At 70.7% G+C, this 22772-nt stretch carries 21 protein-coding genes and 1 tRNA gene; 7 read left to right on the forward strand and 15 right to left on the reverse strand.

Features of this window, described 5'->3' with window-relative positions; all coding sequences use genetic code 11:
• Nucleotides 1–8: 8 nt before the first annotated feature.
• Genes pknB through ACGFIQ_RS15360 form a run of 7 tightly spaced genes read right to left on the reverse strand, consistent with a single transcriptional unit; the run spans nucleotide 9 to nucleotide 9048 of the window.
• Complete coding sequence (gene pknB, locus ACGFIQ_RS15330) at nucleotides 9–1829, reverse strand: Stk1 family PASTA domain-containing Ser/Thr kinase (protein WP_393243899.1); 1821 nt, start codon at nucleotides 1827–1829, stop codon at nucleotides 9–11.
• Entirely contained in the window at nucleotides 1826–3259 is a 1434-nt protein-coding gene (locus ACGFIQ_RS15335; RefSeq protein WP_393243901.1) for a protein kinase, read from the reverse strand. The genes pknB and ACGFIQ_RS15335 overlap by 4 nt, the downstream gene beginning before the upstream one ends.
• Before the next feature lies 1 nt (nucleotide 3260).
• On the reverse strand, nucleotides 3261–4766 hold the full coding sequence (locus ACGFIQ_RS15340) for a peptidoglycan D,D-transpeptidase FtsI family protein (RefSeq protein ID WP_393243903.1): 1506 nt from the start codon (nucleotides 4764–4766) through the stop codon (nucleotides 3261–3263).
• Nucleotides 4763–6253: an FtsW/RodA/SpoVE family cell cycle protein gene (locus ACGFIQ_RS15345; RefSeq protein ID WP_393243905.1), complete on the reverse strand. Its 1491-nt coding sequence runs from the start codon at nucleotides 6251–6253 to the stop codon at nucleotides 4763–4765. The genes ACGFIQ_RS15340 and ACGFIQ_RS15345 overlap by 4 nt, the downstream gene beginning before the upstream one ends.
• Nucleotides 6254–6283: 30 nt before the next feature.
• Nucleotides 6284–7771, reverse strand: a complete 1488-nt coding sequence (locus ACGFIQ_RS15350; protein ID WP_393243907.1) for a PP2C family protein-serine/threonine phosphatase — start codon at nucleotides 7769–7771, stop codon at nucleotides 6284–6286.
• Nucleotides 7768–8253 carry an FHA domain-containing protein gene (locus ACGFIQ_RS15355; RefSeq protein ID WP_357066314.1) on the reverse strand — a complete coding sequence of 162 codons (486 nt, stop codon included), beginning with the start codon at nucleotides 8251–8253 and terminating at the stop codon, nucleotides 7768–7770. The genes ACGFIQ_RS15350 and ACGFIQ_RS15355 overlap by 4 nt, the downstream gene beginning before the upstream one ends.
• A gap of 6 nt (nucleotides 8254–8259) precedes the next feature.
• The gene (locus ACGFIQ_RS15360) at nucleotides 8260–9048 is read right to left on the reverse strand and encodes a DUF3662 and FHA domain-containing protein (RefSeq protein ID WP_007454122.1); all 789 of its coding nucleotides are present in this window, start codon (nucleotides 9046–9048) and stop codon (nucleotides 8260–8262) included.
• A gap of 206 nt (nucleotides 9049–9254) precedes the next feature.
• Between ACGFIQ_RS15360 and ACGFIQ_RS15365 the strand changes: the two genes are divergently transcribed.
• The 3 genes from ACGFIQ_RS15365 to ACGFIQ_RS15375 all read left to right on the forward strand — a co-directional run bounded on the left by ACGFIQ_RS15365 (nucleotide 9255) and on the right by ACGFIQ_RS15375 (nucleotide 11323).
• Nucleotides 9255–9340, forward strand: a tRNA-Leu gene (locus tag ACGFIQ_RS15365).
• 64 nt (nucleotides 9341–9404) lie between these two features.
• Entirely contained in the window at nucleotides 9405–10520 is a 1116-nt protein-coding gene (locus ACGFIQ_RS15370) for an NAD-dependent epimerase/dehydratase family protein (RefSeq protein ID WP_357066310.1), read from the forward strand.
• Nucleotides 10517–11323, forward strand: a complete 807-nt coding sequence (locus ACGFIQ_RS15375; RefSeq protein WP_393243909.1) for a WecB/TagA/CpsF family glycosyltransferase — start codon at nucleotides 10517–10519, stop codon at nucleotides 11321–11323. Before ACGFIQ_RS15370 ends, ACGFIQ_RS15375 begins: the two co-directional genes overlap by 4 nt.
• 71 nt (nucleotides 11324–11394) lie before the next feature.
• Here ACGFIQ_RS15375 and ACGFIQ_RS15380 read toward each other — a convergent pair whose 3' ends face one another.
• Nucleotides 11395–12951, reverse strand: coding sequence for a S8 family serine peptidase (locus tag ACGFIQ_RS15380; RefSeq protein WP_393243910.1), 1557 nt, complete (start codon nucleotides 12949–12951; stop codon nucleotides 11395–11397).
• 215 nt (nucleotides 12952–13166) lie between these two features.
• On the opposite strand from ACGFIQ_RS15380, the gene ACGFIQ_RS15385 reads away from it, so the two are divergent.
• A complete protein-coding gene (locus ACGFIQ_RS15385) occupies nucleotides 13167–13766 on the forward strand; it encodes a hypothetical protein (RefSeq protein WP_393243912.1) in 600 nt (199 codons plus the stop codon).
• On the opposite strand, the gene ACGFIQ_RS15390 is transcribed toward ACGFIQ_RS15385, so the two are convergent.
• From ACGFIQ_RS15390 to ACGFIQ_RS15400, 3 genes are all read right to left on the reverse strand, one after another.
• On the reverse strand, nucleotides 13734–14135 hold the full coding sequence (locus tag ACGFIQ_RS15390; protein WP_393243914.1) for a hypothetical protein: 402 nt from the start codon (nucleotides 14133–14135) through the stop codon (nucleotides 13734–13736). The two genes, ACGFIQ_RS15385 and ACGFIQ_RS15390, sit on opposite strands and share 33 nt — an antisense overlap.
• Before the next feature lie 209 nt (nucleotides 14136–14344).
• Entirely contained in the window at nucleotides 14345–14566 is a 222-nt protein-coding gene (locus ACGFIQ_RS15395; RefSeq protein ID WP_357066294.1) for a DUF397 domain-containing protein, read from the reverse strand.
• Nucleotides 14536–15417: a helix-turn-helix domain-containing protein gene (locus ACGFIQ_RS15400; protein WP_393243916.1), complete on the reverse strand. Its 882-nt coding sequence runs from the start codon at nucleotides 15415–15417 to the stop codon at nucleotides 14536–14538. Before ACGFIQ_RS15400 ends, ACGFIQ_RS15395 begins: the two co-directional genes overlap by 31 nt.
• A 624-nt stretch (nucleotides 15418–16041) precedes the next feature.
• Here ACGFIQ_RS15400 and ACGFIQ_RS15405 point away from each other — a divergent pair.
• On the forward strand, nucleotides 16042–16326 hold the full coding sequence (locus tag ACGFIQ_RS15405) for a hypothetical protein (RefSeq protein ID WP_393243918.1): 285 nt from the start codon (nucleotides 16042–16044) through the stop codon (nucleotides 16324–16326).
• Between the two features lie 104 nt (nucleotides 16327–16430).
• A complete protein-coding gene (locus ACGFIQ_RS15410; RefSeq protein ID WP_393243920.1) occupies nucleotides 16431–16886 on the forward strand; it encodes a hypothetical protein in 456 nt (151 codons plus the stop codon).
• A 7-nt stretch (nucleotides 16887–16893) separates the two neighbouring features.
• On the opposite strand, the gene ACGFIQ_RS15415 is transcribed toward ACGFIQ_RS15410, so the two are convergent.
• Both ACGFIQ_RS15415 and ACGFIQ_RS15420 read right to left on the reverse strand, forming a co-directional pair.
• On the reverse strand, nucleotides 16894–17787 hold the full coding sequence (locus ACGFIQ_RS15415; protein ID WP_393243922.1) for a PASTA domain-containing protein: 894 nt from the start codon (nucleotides 17785–17787) through the stop codon (nucleotides 16894–16896).
• A gap of 192 nt (nucleotides 17788–17979) precedes the next feature.
• On the reverse strand, nucleotides 17980–18666 hold the full coding sequence (locus ACGFIQ_RS15420) for a PASTA domain-containing protein (RefSeq protein ID WP_393243924.1): 687 nt from the start codon (nucleotides 18664–18666) through the stop codon (nucleotides 17980–17982).
• 126 nt (nucleotides 18667–18792) lie between these two features.
• Here ACGFIQ_RS15420 and ACGFIQ_RS15425 point away from each other — a divergent pair, with 126 nt between their 5' ends.
• Complete coding sequence (locus tag ACGFIQ_RS15425) at nucleotides 18793–20226, forward strand: hypothetical protein (protein WP_393243926.1); 1434 nt, start codon at nucleotides 18793–18795, stop codon at nucleotides 20224–20226.
• Between the two features lie 117 nt (nucleotides 20227–20343).
• Here ACGFIQ_RS15425 and ACGFIQ_RS15430 read toward each other — a convergent pair whose 3' ends face one another.
• Together ACGFIQ_RS15430 and ACGFIQ_RS15435 are read right to left on the reverse strand one after the other, a co-directional pair.
• A complete protein-coding gene (locus ACGFIQ_RS15430) occupies nucleotides 20344–21822 on the reverse strand; it encodes a glutamate--cysteine ligase (RefSeq protein ID WP_393243928.1) in 1479 nt (492 codons plus the stop codon).
• A gap of 271 nt (nucleotides 21823–22093) precedes the next feature.
• Nucleotides 22094–22675, reverse strand: coding sequence for a YceI family protein (locus tag ACGFIQ_RS15435; RefSeq protein ID WP_393243930.1), 582 nt, complete (start codon nucleotides 22673–22675; stop codon nucleotides 22094–22096).
• Nucleotides 22676–22772 lie beyond the last annotated feature (97 nt).

A 22772-nucleotide genomic window follows, 5' to 3' on the forward strand; every position in this document is an offset into this window, starting at 1 on the left:
CGGTCGGCTCAGTCCTCGGGAAGCCGGCTCGGCGGGGGCGGGAACGGCAGACCGACGCCGCCCCCGGTGCCGGGCGTGGTCGGCGTGGCCGTCGGCGTGCCGCTGGGCGTGCCGCTGGGCGGCGGGTCGACCACCTTCAACGGAATGCCGATCTCGATGGTCACGGTCCGGTCCTTGGCCAGTGCGGTGCCCGCGTTCGGACTCTGCCTCTGGACCCGACCGGCCTGGTCCGCCGGCACCTCGTCACCGTCGCGGAACTCGACCTTGTAACCCGCCTCGCGCAGCTCCTGGGCAGCCTCGTCGCGGGTCGAGTTGATCACGTTGGGCACCTTGCCGACGTTGCCCTTGGAGACCTCGACGATCACCGTGCTGTCCTGCGCGACGGTGGTCCCCGACGGCGGATTCACCTTGAGCACGGTGCCCTTCGCCGCGGGGTTGTCCACCTGCTTGTCCTCGACCTTCAACCCCAGGTTCTCGAGTTGGGGCTTGATGTTCTCGTACTGCGAGTTGATCAGGCCGGGGGGGATCTTCACGGCCGGCTTGCCGTCGCAGAGCTGAATGGTCACCGCGCTGCCCTGCTCCAGCCGCGTGTTCGGCGGCGGATCCTGCTTGGCGACGGTGCCCTTCGTGCAGTCGTTGTCCAGGACCGGGTCACCCAGCTTCGGCTGGAGGTTGGCGCCCTGGATCTCGGTGAAGGCGACGGTCTGGCTCTTGCCGCTGAGGTTGGGCACCAGCTTGTTGGCCTTGTCCTGTTGCATGTTCCAGAGCAGGGCGGCGACCAGGGCGATCACCGCCAGCACGCCGACCGCACTGAACGTCGCGATCACCCAGGAGGACGCCTTGCGCTGGCGCGGATCACCCACCCGGGCCGGGATCTGCCCGGTCTGGGGCCCACCGGCGGCAACCGGGTAGCCGCCCCGGCCGCCGGCCGGCGCCATCGCCACCGTCTCCGCCTCACGCAACACCGGGGTAGCCAGCACGGGCCGGCCGGCGGCGGCACGGAGCAGGTCGGCGCGCATCTCGCCGGCGCTCTGGTAGCGGTTGAGCGGGTTCTTCGACAGCGCCTTCAACACGATCGCGTCGACGGCCGGGGTGACATCCGGGTTGATGTCACTCGGCGTCGGCGGCGTCTCCCGGACGTGCTGGTAGGCAACGCTGACCGGGCTGTCCCCGACGAACGGCGGGTGCCCGCAGACCAGCTCGAAGAGCACACAGCCGGCCGCGTACACGTCGGAGCGGGCGTCGACGGCCTCGCCGCGCGCCTGCTCCGGGGACAGGTATTGCGCTGTGCCGATCACCGCGCTGGTCTGCGTCATGGTGGTCGCGCCGCTGGCCAGCGCACGGGCGATGCCGAAGTCCATCACCTTGACCTGGCCGGTCTGGGTGAGCATCACGTTGCCGGGCTTGATGTCCCGGTGGATGATGCCGTGCCGGTGGCTGAACTCCAGCGCGGCGCACATGTCGGCGCAGATCTCCAACGCCCGGCGCGGCTGTAGCCGACCCTCGGCGCCGAGGACCTCCTTCAAGGTCCGTCCGTTGACGAACTCCATCACGATGAACGGCAGTGTCTCGCCGGTCGGCGCGGTCTCCTCACCGGTGTCGTAGACCGCCACGATCGCCGGGTGGTTGAGCGAGGCGGCGTTCTGCGCCTCCCGACGGAACCGCATCTGGAACGTCGCGTCCCGGGCCAGGTCGGTGCGGAGCATCTTGATCGCGACGTCCCGACCGAGCCGGAGATCGCGACCGCGGTGCACCTCGGCCATGCCGCCGTAGCCGAGCAGCTCGCCGACCTGGTACCTGCCACCGAGCAGGCGGGCCTGCGCTGTCATCGCGTCTGTCGTCCTTCGCTCGTCGTCGTCCCGCCGTCGCCCGGCTGGAGCCGTATCACCCGACGGTACGACGTCTGGGTCACATCGTCGCGTCCGTCGAGTCTCAGCACGCCGGACGTCGCGATGCGCACACTCGATCCGACGGGTTCGCCGGCCTGCGACTGCTTCTTCAGGTAGTAGGAAATCACGCCGGAGCAGAGCAGGACCAGCACGGCCAGCAAGATGGCGAGAAGCACCATCCCCGGCCGGGACCGCCGAGGCTCGGGTGACGGCGTCGATGGGCCAGGCTGCCGGGCGTACGCCGGCTGTTGTTGCTGCCGGGGTGCGGTCGGCACCGCCGCGGCACCGCGCGGGTAGCCGTTCGGTGCGGCCGGCGGCCGGGCGACCGGCGCGACAGCGGTGGGGCGCGGCTGCTGGGCCGGCGCGACGGCTGTCGGCCGTGGCTGCTGGGCCGGCGCGACGGCTGTCGGCCTCGGCCCGGCGGCGGCCGGCGGGCGGGCACCCGGTGGCCGCATCTGGTGCGCCTGCGGCACCTGGGCCCGACCGGGCGCGGCCGGTGAGGACGGTGCCGCGGAGACCGGCCCGGAGTTGCCGCCGGCCCTGGCCTGCTGGGAGAGCGCGGCCTTGAGTTGACGGGCGACCCCGGCGAGGGCGGCGGCGCTCGGCCAGCGGGCGGCCGGATCCTTCGCCAACGCCCGTTCGACCACCGCGCGCACCTGCGGGGGAATGTCGGACGGCAGTGGCCGAGGCGTCTCCCGGACGTGCCGCATCGCGATGTCGAGCGGGTTGTCACCCTCGAACGGACGCCGCCCGGCCAGGCACTGGTAGGCGACCACGCCGAGCGCGTACACGTCGGACGCCGGGGTGGCCACACCACCGGTGGCCTGCTCCGGGGAGATGTACGAGGCGGTGCCGAGCACCGAACCGGCGGCGGTGAGCTGGCCGACCAGGTCGGAGCGGGCGATGCCGAAGTCGGTGAGCACCAGCGTGCCGTTCGGCCGGACCAGCAGGTTGCCCGGCTTCACGTCGCGGTGCACGATGCCCTTCTCGTGCGCGGCGTGCAACGCGTCGGCGGCCTGCGCGACGAGCGCCATCGTCCGGGCCGGGGTGAGCCGGCCGACCCGACCCAGCGTGGACGACAGGGCGTCGCCCTCGACGTACTCCATGACCAGGAACGCGATCTGTTGGTCGTTGCCGAAGTCGTAGACGTCCACCACGCCGGGGTGGTTGATGGTGGCCATGGTGCGGGCCTCACCGCGGAACCGCTCGGCGAAGTCCGGGTCGTCGAGCAGCGCGGGAAGCAGGCTCTTGACCGCGACCGTCCGGCCGAGCACCTGGTCGGTACCGCGCCAGACGTCGCCCATGCCGCCGCTGGCGATCCGCTCGTCGAGACGGTAGCGGTTGCCGAGCTGGACGCCGGGGCCGAGCATGTCAGCGCCCCCCGGGGTCGCGGATGGCGGCGCGCATGATCTGGCCGGCGATCCGGGCTGCCTCGCCGCTGCCGTCGGGTCCGGCCTGTTCGAGCATCACGCAGACCGCGGAGATCGGGGTGCCGTTCTTGTCCAGTGCGAAGCCGATGAACCAGCCGTGGTCGGGCCGGTCCGGTGCGGACTGGGCGGTGCCCGTCTTGCCGCCGACCGTGTAGCCGCTGACCGCGGCCTTGCGGCCGGTGCCGTTCTGGACGACGCTGACCATCATCTCGCGCAGGTCGGCGGCGACCTGCGGCTCGACCGGCTGACGCAGCTCCCGTGGCTTGGCGGTGAAGTAGCTGGTGGTCCGGTCCGGGGCGAGTAACTGCTGGACCAGGTAGGGCCGCATCTGGCTGCCGTTGTTGGCGATCGCACCGGCGATCATGGCACCTTCGAGCGGGGTCATCCGGACGTTGTTCTGGCCGATCGAGGACTGGGCCAGTGCGGCCTGGTCGGTGCTGCCGTCCGGGTTCAGCATGTCCCCGGTCCGGCTGGCCGCCGTGGGCAGACCGTCCTCGCCGAGGTGACCGACGGTCAGGTCCTCCTGCTCGAAGCCGAACTGCCGGGCCTTCTCCTTGAGAGTGTCGGCGCCCAGCCGCACGCCGAGTTGCGCGAAGCCGGTGTTGCACGACTCGGTGACCGCCTCCATCAGGGTCACCTGCCGCTCCGGGCAGATCGACGGGACGGCGTTGCGGATCGCGGTGCCGGAGGTGGGCGGTGTGTAGCTGGGGCCGGCCGGGATCTGGGTGGTCTTGCTGACGCCGTTCTCCAGTGCCGCCGCGGCGACCACGATCTTGAAGGTCGAACCCGGCGGCAGTGTCTCGGCGAGCGCCCGGTTCTTCAGGGGGCCCGTCGGGTCCTGTTCCAGCTTGTTGTACGCCGCGGCCGCATCCTTGTCGGTGTGGCTGGCCAGCGGGTTCGGGTCGAAGCTGGGCATGGAGACAAGCGCCTGCACCGCCCCGGTACGCGGGTCGATGGCGATGGCCGCGCCCCGCTTCGCCCCCACCTGGTTGTTGCGCAGCTGGTTGTACGCCACGTCCTGGGCCTGCTTGGAGAGGCTGAGCAGCACGTTGCCGCCACCGCTCTCGTCGCCGGTGAACATGTCCTTGATCCGGTCGCCGATCAGCTGGTCGCTGGTGCCGGCGAGGAAGTCGTTCTCCGCCCGCTCGATGCCCGTGTCGGCGAGACTGACCGGCTTGTAACCGAGCACGTGAGCGTACTCCGCGCCGCCCGGGTAGGTGCGCTGGAACTTCAGCCTGCCGGTGGTCTCCTTGCTGGTCGCCACCGCCGTGCCGCCGGCCTCGATGTTGCCGCGCTTGCGCTTGTAGTCGGCGACCTGGACCCGACCGTTGTAGTCGCTGGTGCGGTACTCGTCGGCCTTCTGGAACTGCACCCAGTTGAGGTTGGCGAAGAGCAGGCCGAACAGGACCATGACGACGACGCCGACGCGGCGCAGTGGTGCGTTCACGGCTTGATCACCTCCGTGGGAGCACCGTGCAGCTGCTCCGGTGCGCCACCGGTGGGTCGGGCGGCCTTGCTGGCGCTCCCGCCGACCGGCCGACGGGCTCCGTCGGAGACCCGCAGCAGCACCGCGACGAGCAACCAGTTGGCCATCAACGACGAGCCACCGGCGGACAGGAACGGGGTGGTCTGACCGGTCAGCGGAATGAGCTTGCTGATCCCGCCGACGATCACGAAGACCTGGAGGCCGAGGGTGAACGCGAGACCGCCGGCGAGGAGCTTGCCGAACGAGTCCCGGACCGCGAGCGCGGCCCGCAGCCCACGCTCCACGATCAACAGGTAGACGACGAGCAGGGCGGAGAGACCGAAGAGGCCGAGCTCCTCACCGAGGCCGGCAAAGATGAAGTCGTTCTGCACCTCGGGCAGGCTGTCCGGTTGGCCGCCACCCGGCCCGGCGCCGAAGAGCCCACCCGTGCCCAGGGCGAGCAACCCCTGCACGAGTTGGTAGCCCTTGTCGGTCGGGTCGGCGAACGGGTCCAGCCAGATCTCCGCCCGGACGTAGAAGTTGGCGAACGGACCGCCGACCGTCGAGCCGAGGACGTAGGCGAGGTAGGCCCCGCCGAAGAAGAGGACGAGACCGATCAGCAGCCAACTGACCCGTTCGGTGGCGATGTAGAGAGTCACCACGAACATGCCGAAGTAGAGCAGCGACGTGCCCAGGTCCTTCTCGAAGACGAGGACCATGAGGCTGACCAGCCAGACACCGACCACCGGGCCGAGGTCGCGCCCGCGCGGGAAGTCGATGCCGAGGAACCGTCGACTCGCCAGCGAGAGCACCTCGCGCTTACGGACCAGGTAGTAGGCGAAGAAGACGAGCAGCGCCAGCTTGGCGAACTCACCCGGCTGGATGGAGAAACCACCCACCCGGATCCACAGCTTCGCACCGTTGATCTCGGAGATGCTCCGGGGCAACACCGCCGGGAGCATCACCAGCACGATGCCGGCCAACCCCAGGGTGTACGCGTACCGGGAGACCGAACGGTGGTCGCGCATGATGGCGAGCAGGGCGGCGGCAAGGATCACCGCGGCGAGCGTCCAGGCCAACTGCCGCCCGCCGATGCCGGCGAAGATGGCCAGGCTCTCCCGGTCGGCCACGGGCGCGTCGCCCAGGTCGATCCGGCGGAGGAAGCCCACCCCGAGCCCGTTGAGTAGAGCCACCGCCGGCAACAGCGCCGGGTCGGCGAACGGGGCGAGGAATCGGATGACCAGGTGCAGACCGAGGAAGACCGCGCCGAGCGCGGCGGCGGGCATCCAGAAGTCCGGGGTGACGGTGTCCAGCAGGTTCGCCTCGACCGTCGCCCCGTACGCGGCCACCAACGCCATGGCGAGCAGCAGGAGGGACAGCTCGGCGTTGCGGCGCGACCGCGCCAGGCGTACGCCGGACTGCTCGCCCGCGGTGGCGGGCGAGGTTGCCGGTGTGGCCGCTACGGTCACAGGTGGAATCCTCGGGATCTCAGCCGACGCTCACTCAGGAGATCGGCAGGCGGCCGGGTCGAGCGCCGGCGTGGCCGAGTCGGAGGGCGTGAGGTCGGGTGTGGTGGACGAGCCGATGGCGGTGGCGCCGACGGTCGGGCTCGCGCTGACAACCCCGTTGGATGTCGGGGACGCGATGGTGCTCGGGCTGCCGTTCGGGCTCGGGCTGCCATTCGGGCTCGGGCTGCCGCTCGGGCTCGACGCCGGACCGGCCGGCGTCGGCGTGCCACCCGCCGCGGCGGACGGATCGAGCGGGCAGAGCGGCTTCAGGTTGGGGTTGCTCGGGGTGTCGCTGGTCAGCTCCGCGAGCTGACGCTCGGCGTCCGGCTCGCTCTTGGCCCGGATGCCCACCCGGACGGTGTCCTGCGCGGCGACCGTGAGGTCGTCCAGTCGGGTGCCGCTGCGGCGGTGGACGGTGGAGAGGTCCATCCCGGCGATCTGACCCTGGACGCCACGGAAGACGGCGACCTGGCCCTCCTCGGTGGCTCCCACGTAGTACTGCCGCTGGGTGTACGTCCAGCCTCCGAAGGCCCCTCCGCCCACGATCACCAGCAGGGCCAGCGCCATGGCGGCGGTGCGCACCGGGCGGCGCTTCGGACGGTCCGGTTCGTCGTCCGAAGCCGCTGGCTCCTCGGGCACGGCCGGACGCGGCGCGGCGAGCGCCGAGGCCCGGGCGGCCGGAGTCGAGTCGTCCGCGGAGGTCGCCATACCCCGGTCCCGAGCGGCGGCACCACCGACGATCGGGCTCGCCTCGACGATGTCCTGATCCGTGGCGTCGGCGATGATCACCGTGATGTTGTCCGGGCCACCGCCGCGCAGCGCGAGCTGCACCAGCCGCTCGACGCACTGCTGCGGGTCGGTGTATTCCCGGAGAGTGTCGCCGATGGTCTCGGCGCTGACCACACCCGACAGGCCGTCGCTGCAGATCAGGTACCTGTCGCCGGGCAGCACCTGCCGCACCGAGTATTCCGGGTCGATGTCCCGGCCGTCGAGAGCCCGGGTGAGCAGCGACCGCTGCGGGTGACTGCTCGCCTCCTCGGCGCTGATCCGGCCTTCGTCGACGAGCATCTGGACGTAGGTGTCGTCCTTGGTGATCTGCGCGAAATCACCGTTGCGCAGCAGGTAGGCCCGCGAGTCGCCGATGTGGACCATCCCCAGCTTGCTGCCGGTGAAGAGGGTCGCCGTCAGCGTGGTGCCCATCCCCTCCAACTGCGGGTTGGCGTCCACCGTGTCGCGGAGTTGTTGGTTGGCGGTGCCCACGGCCGAACGCAACGCGTCGACGAGAGCATCCCCGGGGACGTCCTCGTCGAGCGGCGCCATGGCACCGATGACGATGTTGCTGGCGACGTCACCGGCGGCCATGCCGCCCATGCCGTCGGCAACGGCGAGTAGCCGCGGCCCGGCGTAGACGGAGTCTTGATTGCCGTCTCGGATCAGACCGCGGTCGCTGTGGGCCGCATAGCGCAGGGTCAGAGTCATGGCCGTAATTCGAGGGAAGTGCGGCCGATCCGGATCGGCACGCCGAGGGGGACGGGGGTTGGTCCGGTGACCTTAGCGCGATCGAGGTACGTGCCGTTAGTCGAGCCGAGGTCCTCGACGTACCACTGCCCCTCGCGCGGCACGAGCCGGGCGTGTCGCGCGGAGGCGTAGTCGTCGGTGATGACCAGGGTGGAGTCCTCAGCTCGACCAATGGTGATCTGCGCTTCACCGAGAGTGATCCGAGTGCCGGCCAGTTGACCGGCTGTCACCACGAGCTGGTGTGCCGCCCTACCCCGTTTGACCTTCGCGGGTTTCGTCGCCTGCCCCGTCGAGGCGCCCACCGCGCGCGGCGCGGCGACCAGACGCCCGGAGCGGGCGCCCGCGAAGAGATCCCGGCGGATCACGCCGACCACCGTGAACACGAAGATCCACAGCAGGATCAGGAACCCGAACCGGGCAACTGTGATGACCAGTTCCGGCAAGGCGGGTCAGCCGTCCACGCGGAAGGTCAGCGTCGTCGTGCCGAGCTGGACCATGTCACCGGGGTTGAGTGCGACAGCGGAGACCCGCTGCCCGTTGACCATGGTGCCGTTGGTCGACCCCAGATCGGTCAGCACGACCTGGCCCCCGTCGAAATCCAACCGGGCGTGTCGCCGGGAGATGCCGACGTCGGGCAGACGCAGGTTGGCCTGGTCGCCGCGACCGATCACCGTCGACCCCATCTGAAGGGGGTAGGTGCGACCGTCGCCGGAGACCAGCCGCACGTTGCGACCGCCACCGTGCCCGGGCGGAGGGCCGTAGCCACCACCCTGGTCGTACGCGGGGTAGGCGGGCGGCCCGGCGTCGTAGCCGGGTGCCGACACCGGGGCGACCTCGCCGCCGGTGTAGACCTCGGCTGTGACACGGAACATGCCCGTGTCCAGACCCTCGCCTCGCTCGATCTCGACGATCACGTCGCCATAGACCGTCCAGGCCTGCTCGCCGATGAACTCCGCCTGCGACTGGGCCAACTCCTGGGCCAGCGCAGCGGCGTACGGCGCCAGCCGACTGTGGTCGAACGGCGAGAGATCGATCACGTAGCGGTTGGGCACCAACGTGCGCCCACCGGCCAGGATCGCCTTGTGCGCCTCGGCCTCCCGCTGCATGGCGTTGAGGATCTCCACGGGGTGGACCACCCCTTTGAAGACCTTGGCGAAGGCCCCTTCTACCAGGCCTTCCAGACGCTTCTCGAAGCGTTGCAGCACGCTCACCGGCTCCTCCTCGGGTCCCGAGGACATGATGGTATCCGGCCGGCGCGCGCGCAGCTCACACGCCGCTCGGCCACCTGCTCTCGGCCCGTTCGGAAGGGCCGGGATTGCCGTGCTAATCTTTCGTCCGCCACGAACGGTAACCGCTCGTGGCGAGCGCCTTGGACAGCGTAGTATTCCCGGGGCCGCTGGAGACAGCGGGGCCGGGGCGGCTACAGTGTTCCGGGTTGTGCCACGGGGATGTGGCGGAATGGCAGACGCGCACGGTTCAGGTCCGTGTGCCCGAAAGGGCGTGGGGGTTCAACTCCCCCCATCCCCACCACCGACGAGGGCTCCGCTTACCGCGGGGCCCTTCCGTCATATCGGGACGGGCCAGACGTCACGCTATGCTGCGATGGATTCTGCCTCCGATGGACCGGGAGTGGCGTGTGAGTGTCGCGTTGGTGACAGGGTCGGGTGGCCTGATCGGCTCCGAGGCGGTCCGGCACTTCGCCGGCCTCGGTCTGGACGTCGTCGGCATCGACAACGACATGCGCCGGTATTTTTTCGGCGAGGACGGCTCCACATCCTGGAGCCTTGAACGGCTCGCTCGTGACCTGGGCAGCGCGTACACGCATTTCGCGGTGGACATCCGGGACCGCGACGGCCTGGAGCAGGTCTTCAAGAAATACGCCTCGGACATCGCCGTGGTGATCCACAGCGCCGCTCAGCCGAGCCACGACTGGGCGGCCAAGGAGCCGTACACGGACTTCGACGTGAACGCCGGCGGCACGCTCAACATCCTGGAGAACACCCGCCGGCACGCGATCGACGCGCCGTTCATCCACTGCTCGACCAACAAGGTCTATGGCGACCGGCCCAACAGCCTGCCGCTGATCGAGCTGGAGACACGGTACGAGCTGCCCGAGGACCACCGCTGGTACGAGGGCATCACCGAAGAGATGTCGATCGACCACTCGCTGCACTCGGTCTTCGGCGCCTCCAAGGTCGCGGCGGACGTCATGGTCCAGGAGTACGGGCGCTACTTCGACATGAAGACCGCCTGCTTCCGCGGCGGCACGCTCACCGGTCCGGCGCACTCGGCCGCCGAGCTGCACGGGTTCCTGGCGTACCTGATGCGCTGCGTGATGGAGGGCCGGACATACAACCTGTTCGGCTACAAGGGCAAGATGGTCCGGGACGCGATCCACTCACGCGACGTGCTGACCGCGTTCGAGGCGTTCTTCCGGGCCCCGCGCTCCGCCGAGGTCTACAACCTCGGTGGCGGCCGGCACTCCAACACCTCCCACATCGAGGCGTTCCGGATCGCCGAGGAGATCGCCGGCCGCGAGGCGCGGATCAACTACGTCGAGCAGAACCGCACCGGCGACCACCAGTGGTATGTCAGCAGCATGGCCCGGTTCGAGGCGCAGTACCCGGACTGGAAGATCACGTACGACGTGCCGATGATCCTGCGGGAGATCTACGAGGCCAACGTGGGTAAGTGGGTATTCAAGGCATGACCGCGCGGACCAAGCGCAACGTGCTCGGCGTCCTGGTCGACGCCACCGACTACGCGACGGCGACCGACGCGGTGGTGACCGCGGCGCACGAGCGGCGTCCGCTCGCGCTGACCGCGCTGGCGGTGCACGGCGTGATGACCGGGGTGCTGGATCGGGCGCACAACGCCCGGCTCAACTCGTTCGACGTGGTCACGCCGGACGGGCAGCCGGTGCGGTGGGCGCTCAACCTGCTGCACCACGCCGGGCTCGCCGACCGGGTCTACGGGCCGACGCTGACCCTGCACGTGTTGTCCCGCTTCGCCGACGAGGGCCTGCCGGTCTACCTGTACGGCTCGACCGAGGAGACCCTCGGCCGGTTGATCCCGGCGCTGGAGCGGATGTTCCCCGCGCTGAAGATCGCCGGGGTGGAGCCGTCCAAGTTTCGGGCCGTCCAGCCGGGTGAGGACACCGAGATCGCCGACCGCATCCGGTCCAGCGGTGCCCGGTTGGTCCTGGTCGGGCTGGGCTGCCCACGCCAGGAGGTCTTCGCGTACGCCATGCGGCCGCTGCTGGACATGCCGTTGATGGCGGTCGGCGCGGCCTTCGACTACCACGCCGGTCTGCTGCGCCAGCCTCCGCGCTGGATGCAGCGCGCCGGTCTGGAGTGGTTCTGGCGTCTCGGTCTGGAGCCGAAGCGGCTCTGGCGCCGCTACGTCATCCTCAACCCGGCCTACCTGAGCCGGCTCGCCGCCCAGAAGGTCGGCCTGTGGAAGGCCCGCCCGCCGGCGCCGGCGACCGAGCGGCCGGCCACCTTCTCGGTCTGACCCCTGATCGCGTACGACACGAGGCCCCACCCGGAGGATCGGGTGGGGCCTCGGTGGTGCGGGAGGCACGGTCAGACGGTCAGGGTCCAGGTGTTGATGTAGCCGGTGTCGGCCGAGTAGGTGTCCCGTACCTGAAGCCGCCAGATGCCGTCGGCGGCCTCACCGGACACGTTGGTCGTGTAGGTGGCGTTCACGTTGTCGGCGCTGTCCGAGGTGCTGCTGTTCTTCAGCCGGTACGCGCTGCCGTCCGGGGCGAGCAGGTCGATGACCAGGTCACCACGGTAGGTGTGCACGATGTTCACCGCCACGGTGGAGGCCGACGAGGCGTTGCGGCCGCAGCCGGAGATGGTGATCGAGCTGGTCACCGCCGCGCCGACGTCCGGGATCGACACGTCGGTGCCGTTGGTGCCGGTGCAGCCGGTGGGCGGCGGCGGGGTGGTGCCGGTGCCCACGTAGAGCAGCAGGTTCGGTGAGCCCGAGCCGGGGTTGCCCACCACGTTGGGTGTCGCGCTGGACACCAGCTGGTTGCGGACCTGCGCCGGGGTCCAGCCCGGGTTGGCGCTGGCCACCAGGGCCGCCGCTCCGACCACGTGCGGCGTGGCCATCGAGGTGCCGCTGATCGTGTTGGTCGCGGTGTTGCTGTTGTACCAGGCCGAGGTGATCGACGAGCCGGGCGCGAAGAGGTCCAGGCAGGTGCCGACGTTGGAGAACGACGAGCGGGCGTCCGAGTTGGTCGTCGAGCCCACCGTGATGGCCTCCGTGGTACGCGCCGGTGAGGTGTTGCACGCGTTCGCGCCGTTGCCGTTTCCGGCCGCCAGGCCGTACGTGACACCGGAGGCGATCGAGTTGCGCACGGCGTTGTCCAGCGAGCTGTTCGCGCCGCCACCGAGGCTCATGTTAGCCACCGCCGGCTTGATCGCGTTCGCGGTGACCCAGTCGACGCCGGCGATCACCCCGGCGTTGGTGCCGCTGCCGGAGCAGTTCAGCACCCGGACACCGACGAGTTGGACCGCCTTGGCCACCCCGTACGAGGATCCGCCGACGGTGCCGGCGACGTGCGTGCCGTGCCCGTTGCAGTCGTCGGCCGCCCCGCCGTCCACCGCGTCGTAGCCGGAGGTGGCCCGGCCACCGAAGTCGTTGTGGGAGAACCGGATACCGGTGTCGATGATGTAGGCGTGCACGTTGCTTGCCGTGTTCGGGTAGGTGTAGGAGCTGTCCAGCGGCAGGTTGCGCTGGTCGATCCGGTCCAGGCCCCAGGATGGCGGGTTGGCCTGCGTGCCGGAGATGGACACGGTGTGGTTCTGCTCGACGTACGCCACCGCCGGGTCGGCCGCGATCCGCGCCGCCGCGCTCGCGCCGACCTTGACCTCGAAGCCGCGCAGCGCCGCACCGTAGGTGCGGGCCACCGTGCCGCCGTGGCGGCCGGAGAGCCGCTTCGCGGTGTCACCGACCCGGTCGCGGGCCACGGCGCTGTCCTTGAGAACGACGATGTAGCTGTCCGGCACGGCGGTGACTCCGCCAGCGGCCCTGACCTCACCCGCGGGTTCGGCGGCCAGGGCTGGCGTGCCGACGGCCAGCACGGTCGCCGTGGCCACCCCGACCAGTACGGACCTTCGTGGAAGACCCATCTCCTACCTCCCTCTGACCGGTGGTGGAACGTGACCACCGGTCCCAACATCAATCGACAATTGCCGATCTAGCTGAGGGTAGGTCAGCGACCAGGTAGTTGGACATGCCGGAACGTCCATATCTCCGTGCGATGACCCCTACGGGCCTGGGGTCCGGGGCGAACAGGGGACCGGCCCGGATTCGCACCGGCGTGATTCGGGAAAGACTCTCGAACATGGAGAGTCAACTCACCATCCTGCTTCCGGTCGCCGCCGTCTGGTTGGCCGCCGGCGTCGTGGCCGACGGGCTCCCCCGGCTGCGCACCACCTGCCTGCTGCGCCGGCGTACCGGATGGTTGCTGGTGTTGGCTCTGACCGGTGCGGCGCTCACCGCGGCCGTGCTCGGCGCCGGCCTGCTCAGTGCCGGCACCGCGCCGGTCGACAGTGCCGCCGCCGGGCTCACCCTGGCCGCCGGTCCGGCGCTCGTGGCGACGGTCTGCTCCCTCCGGCGGATCCGGCGGCTGCGGGCCGGGGCGGGGGCGTTCGTCAGCGCCCCCGGCACGCCGGCGCCGCACGGGCTGCGCGCCGCTGCGGCCCACCCGCTCATCGGCCTGCCAATACAGGTGACCGCCCTGGCCACGGCGCCGGCGGTGATCGGGGCGATCGGCACCGATCTCGGCGCCGACCCCGGTGTCACCGGGCCGGCGATCACCGTGGGCGCGCTCGCGGTGCTCGCCATCGGGGTCCGGCACGCCCTGCGGCACAGCCGGTTCGCCGAGCGGGCCCAGCCCAACGCTCCGCGATCAGCGCGGGCGGCCGGCCCCCTGCACGTATAGCAGTTCCAGGATCGCCCTGGTCGCCTCGAACCAGCGGTCCAGCCAGCCGGGCGGCGGCACGCTGCCCCTCGGCGGCAACTCCAACAGCAGGCCGCGCAGCAGCGGGTGGTCGGCCAACGAGCCGCTGGGCTCCATCGGCCAGCCGGTGGGCGGAAACGACGGCTCCACCAGCGGGTTCGGGTCCAGTGAGGGCAGCGAGAGCGGAATGTCGGCCGAGTCGGAGGCCGACCCGTCCCGCCCGTTCATCTCCTGGTCTGTCGAAACCACCTCGGTCAGTACGCTGTCCCGACGCGCTCCGCGGTACTTTCCACCGAACCGCTCCGGTTTGCCCGGACCGTTGGTGAGATTGTCTGACCCGATCGTCGTCATCCGTCTCGCCTACCTCGCTCGGTTGCCGGTCGGGGCGACGGGTCGTCGACCCGCGCCGTACCGCTCGGTTCAACGAGACGGGCCGGCTGTGGCGACGGGAATCCCGGCGGAACCTCGCCCCGCCCACCCCCGCCCGACCCTCTCCCCGGGACACGGCAAGGTCCCCGTCCGGATCCGGATCCGGACGGGGACCTCAGTTGACCACTCGGTCAGACCGCGCCGAACGCACCACCTCGGGTGCCGCCGACGAAGGCATGCCAGTCACTCGGTGCGAAGACCAGGGCTGGGCCCGCCTTGTCCTTCGAGTCCCGCACTCCGACCGCCCCCGTCACGTACGCCACCTCCACGCAGTTGTCACAGTTCGGCCCGCTCTTCGAGCTCTTGAACCATGCTGCCTGCGTCAGGTCCACGGGGAACCCTTTGGTCGCCATTTCCACAACGGCTCCTCTGCCAGTTTTGCGATGTGTGCGACAGACTCCTCTGGACGTATGGCCGCAGCGCGGATGTGATCGAAGATGAAGCTGTACTTCTGCAGTTCGTCGCTCTTCTCGAGGAAAAGCCCACCCGTGGCGTTCTCCGCGTACACAACATCCGGATCACCGGGCTCAGGGAAGCTGAGGATCGTGAAGGTGCCGTCCATGCCGGCGTGCGCGCCCACCTCGAAGGGCAGGATCTGCAACGTCACGTTCGGCAGCTCGGCAACTTCGACCAACCGCTTGAGTTGGCCACGCATCACCTCGTCCCCGCCTACCGGCCGACGTACCACCGCCTCATCGAGTACCACCCACAGATCGACCGGATCGTCCTGGGTCAACAACGACTGACGGCCCAAACGGACACGCACCCTTTGGTGCACCTGATCGGCGGTGAAGTCCGGCCGGGCCGCGCGGATCATCGCCGAGGCGTACTCCTCGGTCTCCAGGAGACCCGGCACGACCTGCTGTTCGTACGCCCGGATCGAACTCGCCGCCGCCTCCAGCCCGACGTACGCGCCGACGAGCACCGTGCTGTACGGATGCCACCAACCTTTCTGTCGGGCCTCACGGGCGATCTGCACCAGCTCGTCGCTCTCGGCGCCGACCACGCCGTAGATCCGCAGCATGTCCCGGACGTCGCGCGGCGTGGCGGTGGTGTGCCCGGTCTCGATCCGGGAGACCTTCGACGCCGAGCACTCCAACTGCTCGGCGACCATCTCGATGGTGATCCCGGCGGACTCACGCTGGCGGCGCAGCTCGGCACCGAGCCTCCGCCGTCTGATGGTGGGACTGCGCCGCTCACTCATCGCGCGAACCGCGAATCGCTGATCCCCGCCGCTGGCTGCTCGACCCCACTCGGGCTACCTCCGGTCGACGCGCCACTGATGACACCCGCCGGTGGCGCGACCGTCGTCCGGCGGGCGTTCGCGACGAGGGGTGGTGCTGGTCCTCGGCCGGCCGCGACGGGCGAAACCGGCTCCCAGTGTGCGTCCGTACGCGGAAGGCTTCAATAGGCCTTTCGCGGGACTCGCTCACGTATCGGCAAAAGTCGACGTGCAACTTGCATGTAGCACGTCCCTCATGCACTCTGTCCGTATGGCACGGGTTACTCAGCGTCTCCGTCCACTCCCTCGCAGTGGTGACCCCACCGAGCCGGGGGCACCGGGCGCGACGCGGGTCCGGCCGACAACACCGAGACCTGCTCCGGGGGTAAAGACCCCGCTGCTGCAAGCCGGCAAGCTGCGGCGGCGGGCGCGGTCCCCGGAAGCATCCGGGTGGTGGTCGGGTGGCGGCACGCCACCAGCGGGGTACGGCCCGACCACCGCCATCCGCACCACCGGTTCACGAGGCACGACCCCGTCGCCGGCCGAGACGTCCCCCGTTCAGGCACCGCCGGCACAGCCGCCGGCCATTCCTCCCCAGGAGCCCATGTGCTTCCCCGCACCGGTGACGTACTGCTCGTGACTCGCGCGGCGAGTGTCCAGTTCCTCCGACCCATCAAGTTCCGCGTGATCCGGGTACTGGACTGGCCCACCTACGACGGCTGGCTCTGGCTCGACGGCTATGAGTTGAACGCCGCGGGCGACGCGGTCAACCGACGGTCGATCTTCGTCCAACGGGAAGGGCTGGAACAGCTGCAGGCAGCCCCCGAGCCGCGCCCGCACACCGTACGCGCCCGGCGACCGGTCACCCGTACCCCGATCCGGGTTGGCTGACCGGCCCGATCCGCCGCCGGTGGGCGTGCCGTCACCATAGAATTGGTACGCCCACCCCGGCACCGTTCCACCCGCGCGTCCAGGACCCTGACCCTGGGATGGTCATGGTCAATCAGCCCGCCCTGCGGCGGCACCACCGCTCCCTCATCGCCTACGCATTCGGCCTGCTCGCCCTCCTCGGGGCGGTGGCCACGATCCTGGTCCTCGTCCGCGACCCGGCGATGTCGTCCACCCGGCTGACCACACCGGTGCCCGCACCCGAGATCACCGTGGTCGACGCCGACCCGCCGACGGACGACGGTCCCACGGCACACGAGGACCACGACTGGATCGGCGCCGGTGGCCCGGGCGAGCATGCCGCCGGCACCGACCCGACCGGGCCGGTGGTCGGCGGTGGCGCCGGCGGCCAGTCCGACGGCCGTCAGCAACTCACCGAGGCAGCTCCGGCCCGGAACACCGCGCCGGACGTCCGCCGCTCCCTGTTCTGGTCCGGGATCTTCGGTCTCGCCATCTCCATAGCCGGCCTCGGCCTGGTCGGCACCCGCCGACGGAGGTGGTGACCACCGGTCAGGGCGTTCTCGTGACCGTTGGGCTCGGCGCGGTCGGGCTCACTCCGGTCGAAGGCCGGGCCTGGGAGACGATCAACAGCACCTCGTCGTCGGTCGACACCGGCGTGCCCGTTCCCGGCTCGGTGCCCACCACGGTCCCTGGTGGCAGCTCCGACGGGCGGTACTCCACCTGGTAGGAGATGCCGAGCCGGCCCAGCAACCCCTCGGCGGTGGCCTGCGGCAGCCCGGCGAGCGGCGGCACCGGCACCTCGTCCGGCGCGCTGGTGGTCGGCGGGCTGCTCGGTGTCTCGCTTGTCGGTGCCGCCGAACTCGGGGATGCGCTTGTCGGTGCGGCACTTGTGGCGCCTGTGGCACTGGCCGACGGGGCGGACGGGGTGCCACCCGGGTCGTCCCGGTCGTCATCGCGCTGGGCGAGCACCAACCAGAGCGCTCCCCCGAGCAGCCCGACGAGCAGCAGCGCGAGCACACCCCACAGGATCGGCAGCCACCAGCGCCGGCCGCCCTGCTCCTCGACGTACCACTCACCGCCGGACTCCGGTCGGGACGGCCGCACCTCGGCCCGCCCGGACCACGACGGCGAAGTCGACTGCTCCACCGGCATCCGGGCCGTCTGGTCCGCAGGCGTGCCCGGAGTAACCGGAGTGGCCGGCGGCGTGCCCGATCCGGCGGGCGTGGCCGGTTGGGTACCGGTGGGACGGTCGATCGGCATGGTCTGGTCGGGCGACGCGGCGGGATGAGCCGGGACGGCCCGGTCGATCGGCGCCGTCTCGTCCGGTGCGCTGGCAGGCCGGGTCGGTTGCGGTGACTCCGCCCGGTCGGTGGCCGGTGGCAGGGGGCGGGTCCGGTCGTCGTCGTGCTCGCCGGCGGGCGGCTCCTGGCGGTCGTCGCTCATCGCACGTCCTTTCCCGAACCGGACGGGCGTCATGGCCCCTCGACCGTCAACCTAGTCTCCCAACCGGCCACCGGTGGGGATCAGCGTGCCGAGCCGCGCCACCCGCACACAAGCAGAGCGCACCGATCCCGCCGGGCCGTCGGGCAGCCGGGCCGCCGGGCCCGCTAGGCAGATCGGCTCGCCGGCCCGAGATCAGGGAGTGGGCCTCGCCGTCGGTTGTTCGGGGGCGCCCGACCCGCACCAGATGCTGACCTCGTCGTTCCAGCGGGCCGGGCCATCCTCCGCCGGCTCCTGCCGGGCGACCTTTCCGTTGCGGCCGCTGATGTAACGCGGGTAGAGGCCCTCGTCGATCAAATCGTCGGCGGCTTTGGCGCAGTCCTTCCCGACCACGTCCGGCACCTCGGCCGCTGGCGCCGGCCCCGCCACCTGAAGTTGCACGGTCGTACCCCGGGCGACCTCGGTGCCCACGGTCGGTGAGGTGCTCTCGACCGTACGACCGGACCCGCCGCCGAACACCAGCCGCCAGCCCAGCCGCTGCTCGCGCAGCACGTCCCGGGCCTGCTCGAAATCGGTGCCGACCACCGGTGGCACGGTCAGCCCGGACCCCTTGGTCGCCGCGGCGGAGGTGCGGACGGCCGACGGCGTGGCCCGGCCGGTGCTCGGCCGGGGCGCGGTTGCCCGGCTGGTCGGCGGAGCGGTCGTGGTCGCGGCGGCCAGCGGATCCCCGGAAGGCGGGTCACCGTCGCCGGCCAGCAGCCAGCCGCCGGTCGCGCCGATCGCGGCGAGCAGCACAACGGCCAACCCACCACCCAGCAGCACGCTGGCCCGGCTCGTGCCGCCGCCCGCGGCATCCTGCGAGCCCGTGTTCGTGTCCGTCATACCGCCCACCGCCTCATCACCGGCGACCGTACCGCCCGCCGCCCAATCCGCCGCACCGACGGTCCGTCCATACCGGCGGGTCGTTGCGACTCGCCGCGCCGACGACGGGACGTTACGCTGCCCGGCATGGCCAGACAGGGCTGGGGAGTGTCGATCGCGACCGCGATCGGAATCGCTGCCGGCGCGGGCGCCGCGCAACTGGGCTTCGGCTACGGGCTCGGTGTCATCACCTGGACGCCCACCGACCTCGGGGCCACGGACACGGCCTGGGCCGACGGCCTCGCCTGGGCCACCTGGCTCGCCGCCAGTTCGACGGTCCTCGGCGCGGTGTGCGCGCAGCGGCTACACCAGCGCGGCGCATCCACGACGCCCAAGCAGCCGGTGACCGACCGGGAGGCGACCGAGGTTTCCGACCCCGAGCGTCCTCCTGCCACCGACACCACCGGCCCGGAGACGGCCGACAGGCGATCACCCCAGCCGACCGAGGTGCCGGCCGACGACCGAGCCGGCCCGGAGACGACCGCGCAGCCGTCCGAGGTGCCGTCCGATGATCGGGGCGGCCTGCTGCGCCGGGTGGCCCTGGCGCTCGGCGCCGGGGTCGGCGGGCTGGTCACCGTGCTACTGATCGCCGTTCCCGCGCGGGTCGCGACAGGTGCCGACACCGGCGCACCGCAACGGACCGCCGCCGTGCAGGCGACGCTGGGCATCCTGATCGGTGTGCTCGTCGCGGTCTGGGCACTCCGCTCCCGCGCCGCCGCGGTCAACGTGACCGCGACCGCCGCCTGGCTGTGGCTGCTCGCGGTGGTCTCGGTGATCGACGGGGTACGTGTCGGACAAGGGCTGACCGGTGCCCAGCTCGGTACCTGGCAGCTCGACCCGGACCAGCCGCGGTACTGGATCGCCGACCAGCTCTACTGGCCCGGCGCGCTGATGGCACTCGTGCCCGCGCTGCTGATCGGCGTGCTGGCCGCCCGGCGCAGCGCCCGGTCGACCGGCCACCGCGTCGGGGCCGCGGCCTCCGGCGCTGCCGGTCCGGTGCTCGTCGCGCTCGCCTACCTGACCACCCTGCCGCACTGGTCGACGCTGGGCCCCGCGCAGCTGTCCACCCAGCTGATCGCCCCGTACGCGGTGCTCGCCGGCATCGGCGGGTCGGTGCTGGCCGCTGTCCTCGCCGACCGCGCCGAGTGGAGTCGGGGTGCGGCTGCCTCGGTCCCGAGGCCGGACGCGCACCCGGCTCCTCAGGTCGACTCGACCCGGGCCACCGTCGACGGGCCGACCCCTCGGACCGATCCGGCTCCGAACGCCGAGCCCGATTCCGAGCCGTCGACTTCCCGCTCGTCCACCGCCACCATGGGCCGACGCGGCAGGACCGACGCCGCACCCCGAACAACCACGGCAGGCACCGCACCAGGTGCGGGCGCCCCGCCAGGTGCGGATGCAACGCCGTGGGTGCCCGCACCGCGCACCGAACCATCCATCTCCGCCCCCGCAGAGGATCCGACACCAAGCGCCCGCCGCACCCGCGCAACCCGCCGATCCACCCGCCCCACCTCCGACTAACCCCCCGTACCGTCCCCCGTCCACCGCCCGCCTCGTTGATCATGGGGTTTTGCCATCCGCCCGGCGTGTCGCGGCAATAACCTCATGATCAACGCGATCTGGGTGGGGGTGGGTGGGTTAGGGGACTGGCCAGGTGTGGACGGGTTCGTTTGTGTGCTGGAGTTCCGCGTAGCGCTGGACCATGTGGTGCAGCGCGGCCGACCGGTCCATGCCGAGGCGCCGCTGGGCCGCCCACACCGCCTCGGTCTGCCAGACGGCGCCGTTGCGGCCGGTACGGCAGCGTTGCTCGATGATGCCGAGCAGCCGGTCCCGCTGGGCCGGTGCGACACCGAACCCGTCCAGGCCGGCCGCGGCGGTGGGCAGCAACCGCTCCAGCACCAGCTTGCTGACGGGCACGTCGCCGAGCCCGGGCCAGTGCAGCACGGCATCGAGGCCCCGTCGGGCGGTGGCCTGGAAGTTCTCCTCGGCGGAGCTGAAGGTGAGTTGGCTCCAGATCGGGCGGTCCGCCTCGGCCAGACCCCGCGCCAGCCCGAAGTAGAAGGCCGCGTTGGCGAGCATGTCCACCACCGTCGGACCGGCCGGCAGCACGCGGTTCTCCACCCGCAGGTGCGGTCGGCCGTTCATGATGTCGTAGACCGGGCGGTTCCACCGGTAGACAGTGCCGTTGTGTAGCCTCAACTCCCCGAGCTGCGGCACACCGCCGGCGTGCAGCACCTCCACCGGATCCTCGTCCTCGCAGATCGGCAGCAGCGGCGGGAAGTACCGGACGTTCTCCTCGAAGAGATCGAAGATCGAGGTGATCCACCGCTCACCGAACCACACCCGGGGCCGTACGCCCTGGGCCTTGAGCTCGTCCGGGCGGGTGTCGGTGGCCTGCTGGAACAGGGCGATCCGCGTCTCGGCCCACAGTTGACGCCCGTACAGGAAGGGGCTGTTCGCGCCGACCGCCACCTGCACGCCGGCGATGGCCTGGGAGGCGTTCCAGTAGTCGGCGAAGCTGTCCGGTGCCACCTGGAGGTGGAACTGGAGGCTGGTGCAGGCGGCCTCGGGGGCGATCGAGTCGGTGTGCGTCCGGAGCTGCTCGACGCCGCGGATGTCCAGCTCGATGTCCTCGCCGCGGGCGCCCACGATCTGGTCGTTGAGCACCCGGTAGCGCTCGTTGGTGGAGAGGTTGTCCTCCACCAGGTGCCCCTCGGTGAGGGTGGGCAGGATGCCGACCAGGACGATCTTCGCGTCGGACTTGGCCGCGCGCTCGTCGGCTCTGGAGAGGCTGCCGCGCAGGTCGTGCTCGTAGTCGGCGAAGCCGGTGCCCTCGATCAGTCGGGGTTCGGCGTTGAGTTCCAGGTTGAACTGCCCCAGCTCGGTCTGGAACAGCGGGTCGGCGATGTCGGCGAGGATCTCCTCGTTGCGCATCGCCGGCTCGGCCGCCGAGTCGACAAGGTTGAGCTCGATCTCCAGGCCGGTCATCGGCCGGTCGGCGTCGAAACCGAAGTCGTCAAGCATGAGGGCGAAGACATCGAGGCACCGTCGCACCTTCTGCCGGTAGCGGACGCGATCATCCCGGGTGAAGGCGCCCTGCACGACGTCCTTGCCCATGTGTCCTCCCGACAGCCGGCGCGGTCGGGATTCTGCCCTCCCGGCAAGCGCATTGTGAACCCTTCACGGTAAGAGCGCCCAGCTGACCGGGCCAGAGGCCGGAGCGGACGCACCCGTGGCGCCATCTGTACCCCGTCGTCGGCCGTCTGGACCCGAGGGCGGTGCGAACAAGTCGTGACAATCACCACGACTTCGGCGTTGGCGGTGGAGACGACGCCGGGCCCGCGCCGACGTGCGGCGCGGGCCCGGCGTACCGGCGATCCGGGGCAGATCAGGCCTGACGGACGGCCTCGCCCTCGATCTCAATCTTGATCTTGCGGCTGACCAGCACGCCCCCGGTCTCCAGGGTGACGTTCCAGGTCAGACCGAACTCCTCACGGTCAATCTCGGTGCTCGCGGAGAAACCGAAGATGTCCTGACCGAACGGGCTGCGGCCGACACCCTCGAACTCCACCTCAAGCTCGACCGGACGGGTGACACCCCTGATGCTCAGCTCACCGGCGAGCACGAACTCGCTGCCACGACGGGACTTGACCCCGGTGCTGCGGAACTCGAGCGTCGGAAACTTCTCCACGTCCAGGAACTCGGGGCTGCGCAGGTGCGCGTCCCGGTCGGTCTGGGTGGTGTCGATGCTGGCCGCCTGGATGGTGGCGGAGACCGACGTCTGCATCGGGTCCTCGGCGATGGTGATGGTGGCGGTCGCCTCCTTGAACTCACCGCGGACCTTGCTCACCATCATGTGCCGCGCGACGAAGCCGACCCGCTTGTGCGCCACGTCCAACGCGTAGGTGCCAGCCGCCGGGATGGTAAGGCCGTCCCAGTCGCGGGTAACCACATCGGTGCTGCTGGTCATGCTGCTGTCCTCCAGGGGAATGTTTAGTAGCCCAACGACTGCCGGAGCAAATATAACCGCAACAATATTCCCCGTGTCAAGTACTGTTAGGATGAAC

This window comes from Micromonospora sp. NPDC048898 (genome assembly GCF_043198035.1).
Classification (GTDB): domain Bacteria; phylum Actinomycetota; class Actinomycetes; order Mycobacteriales; family Micromonosporaceae; genus Micromonospora.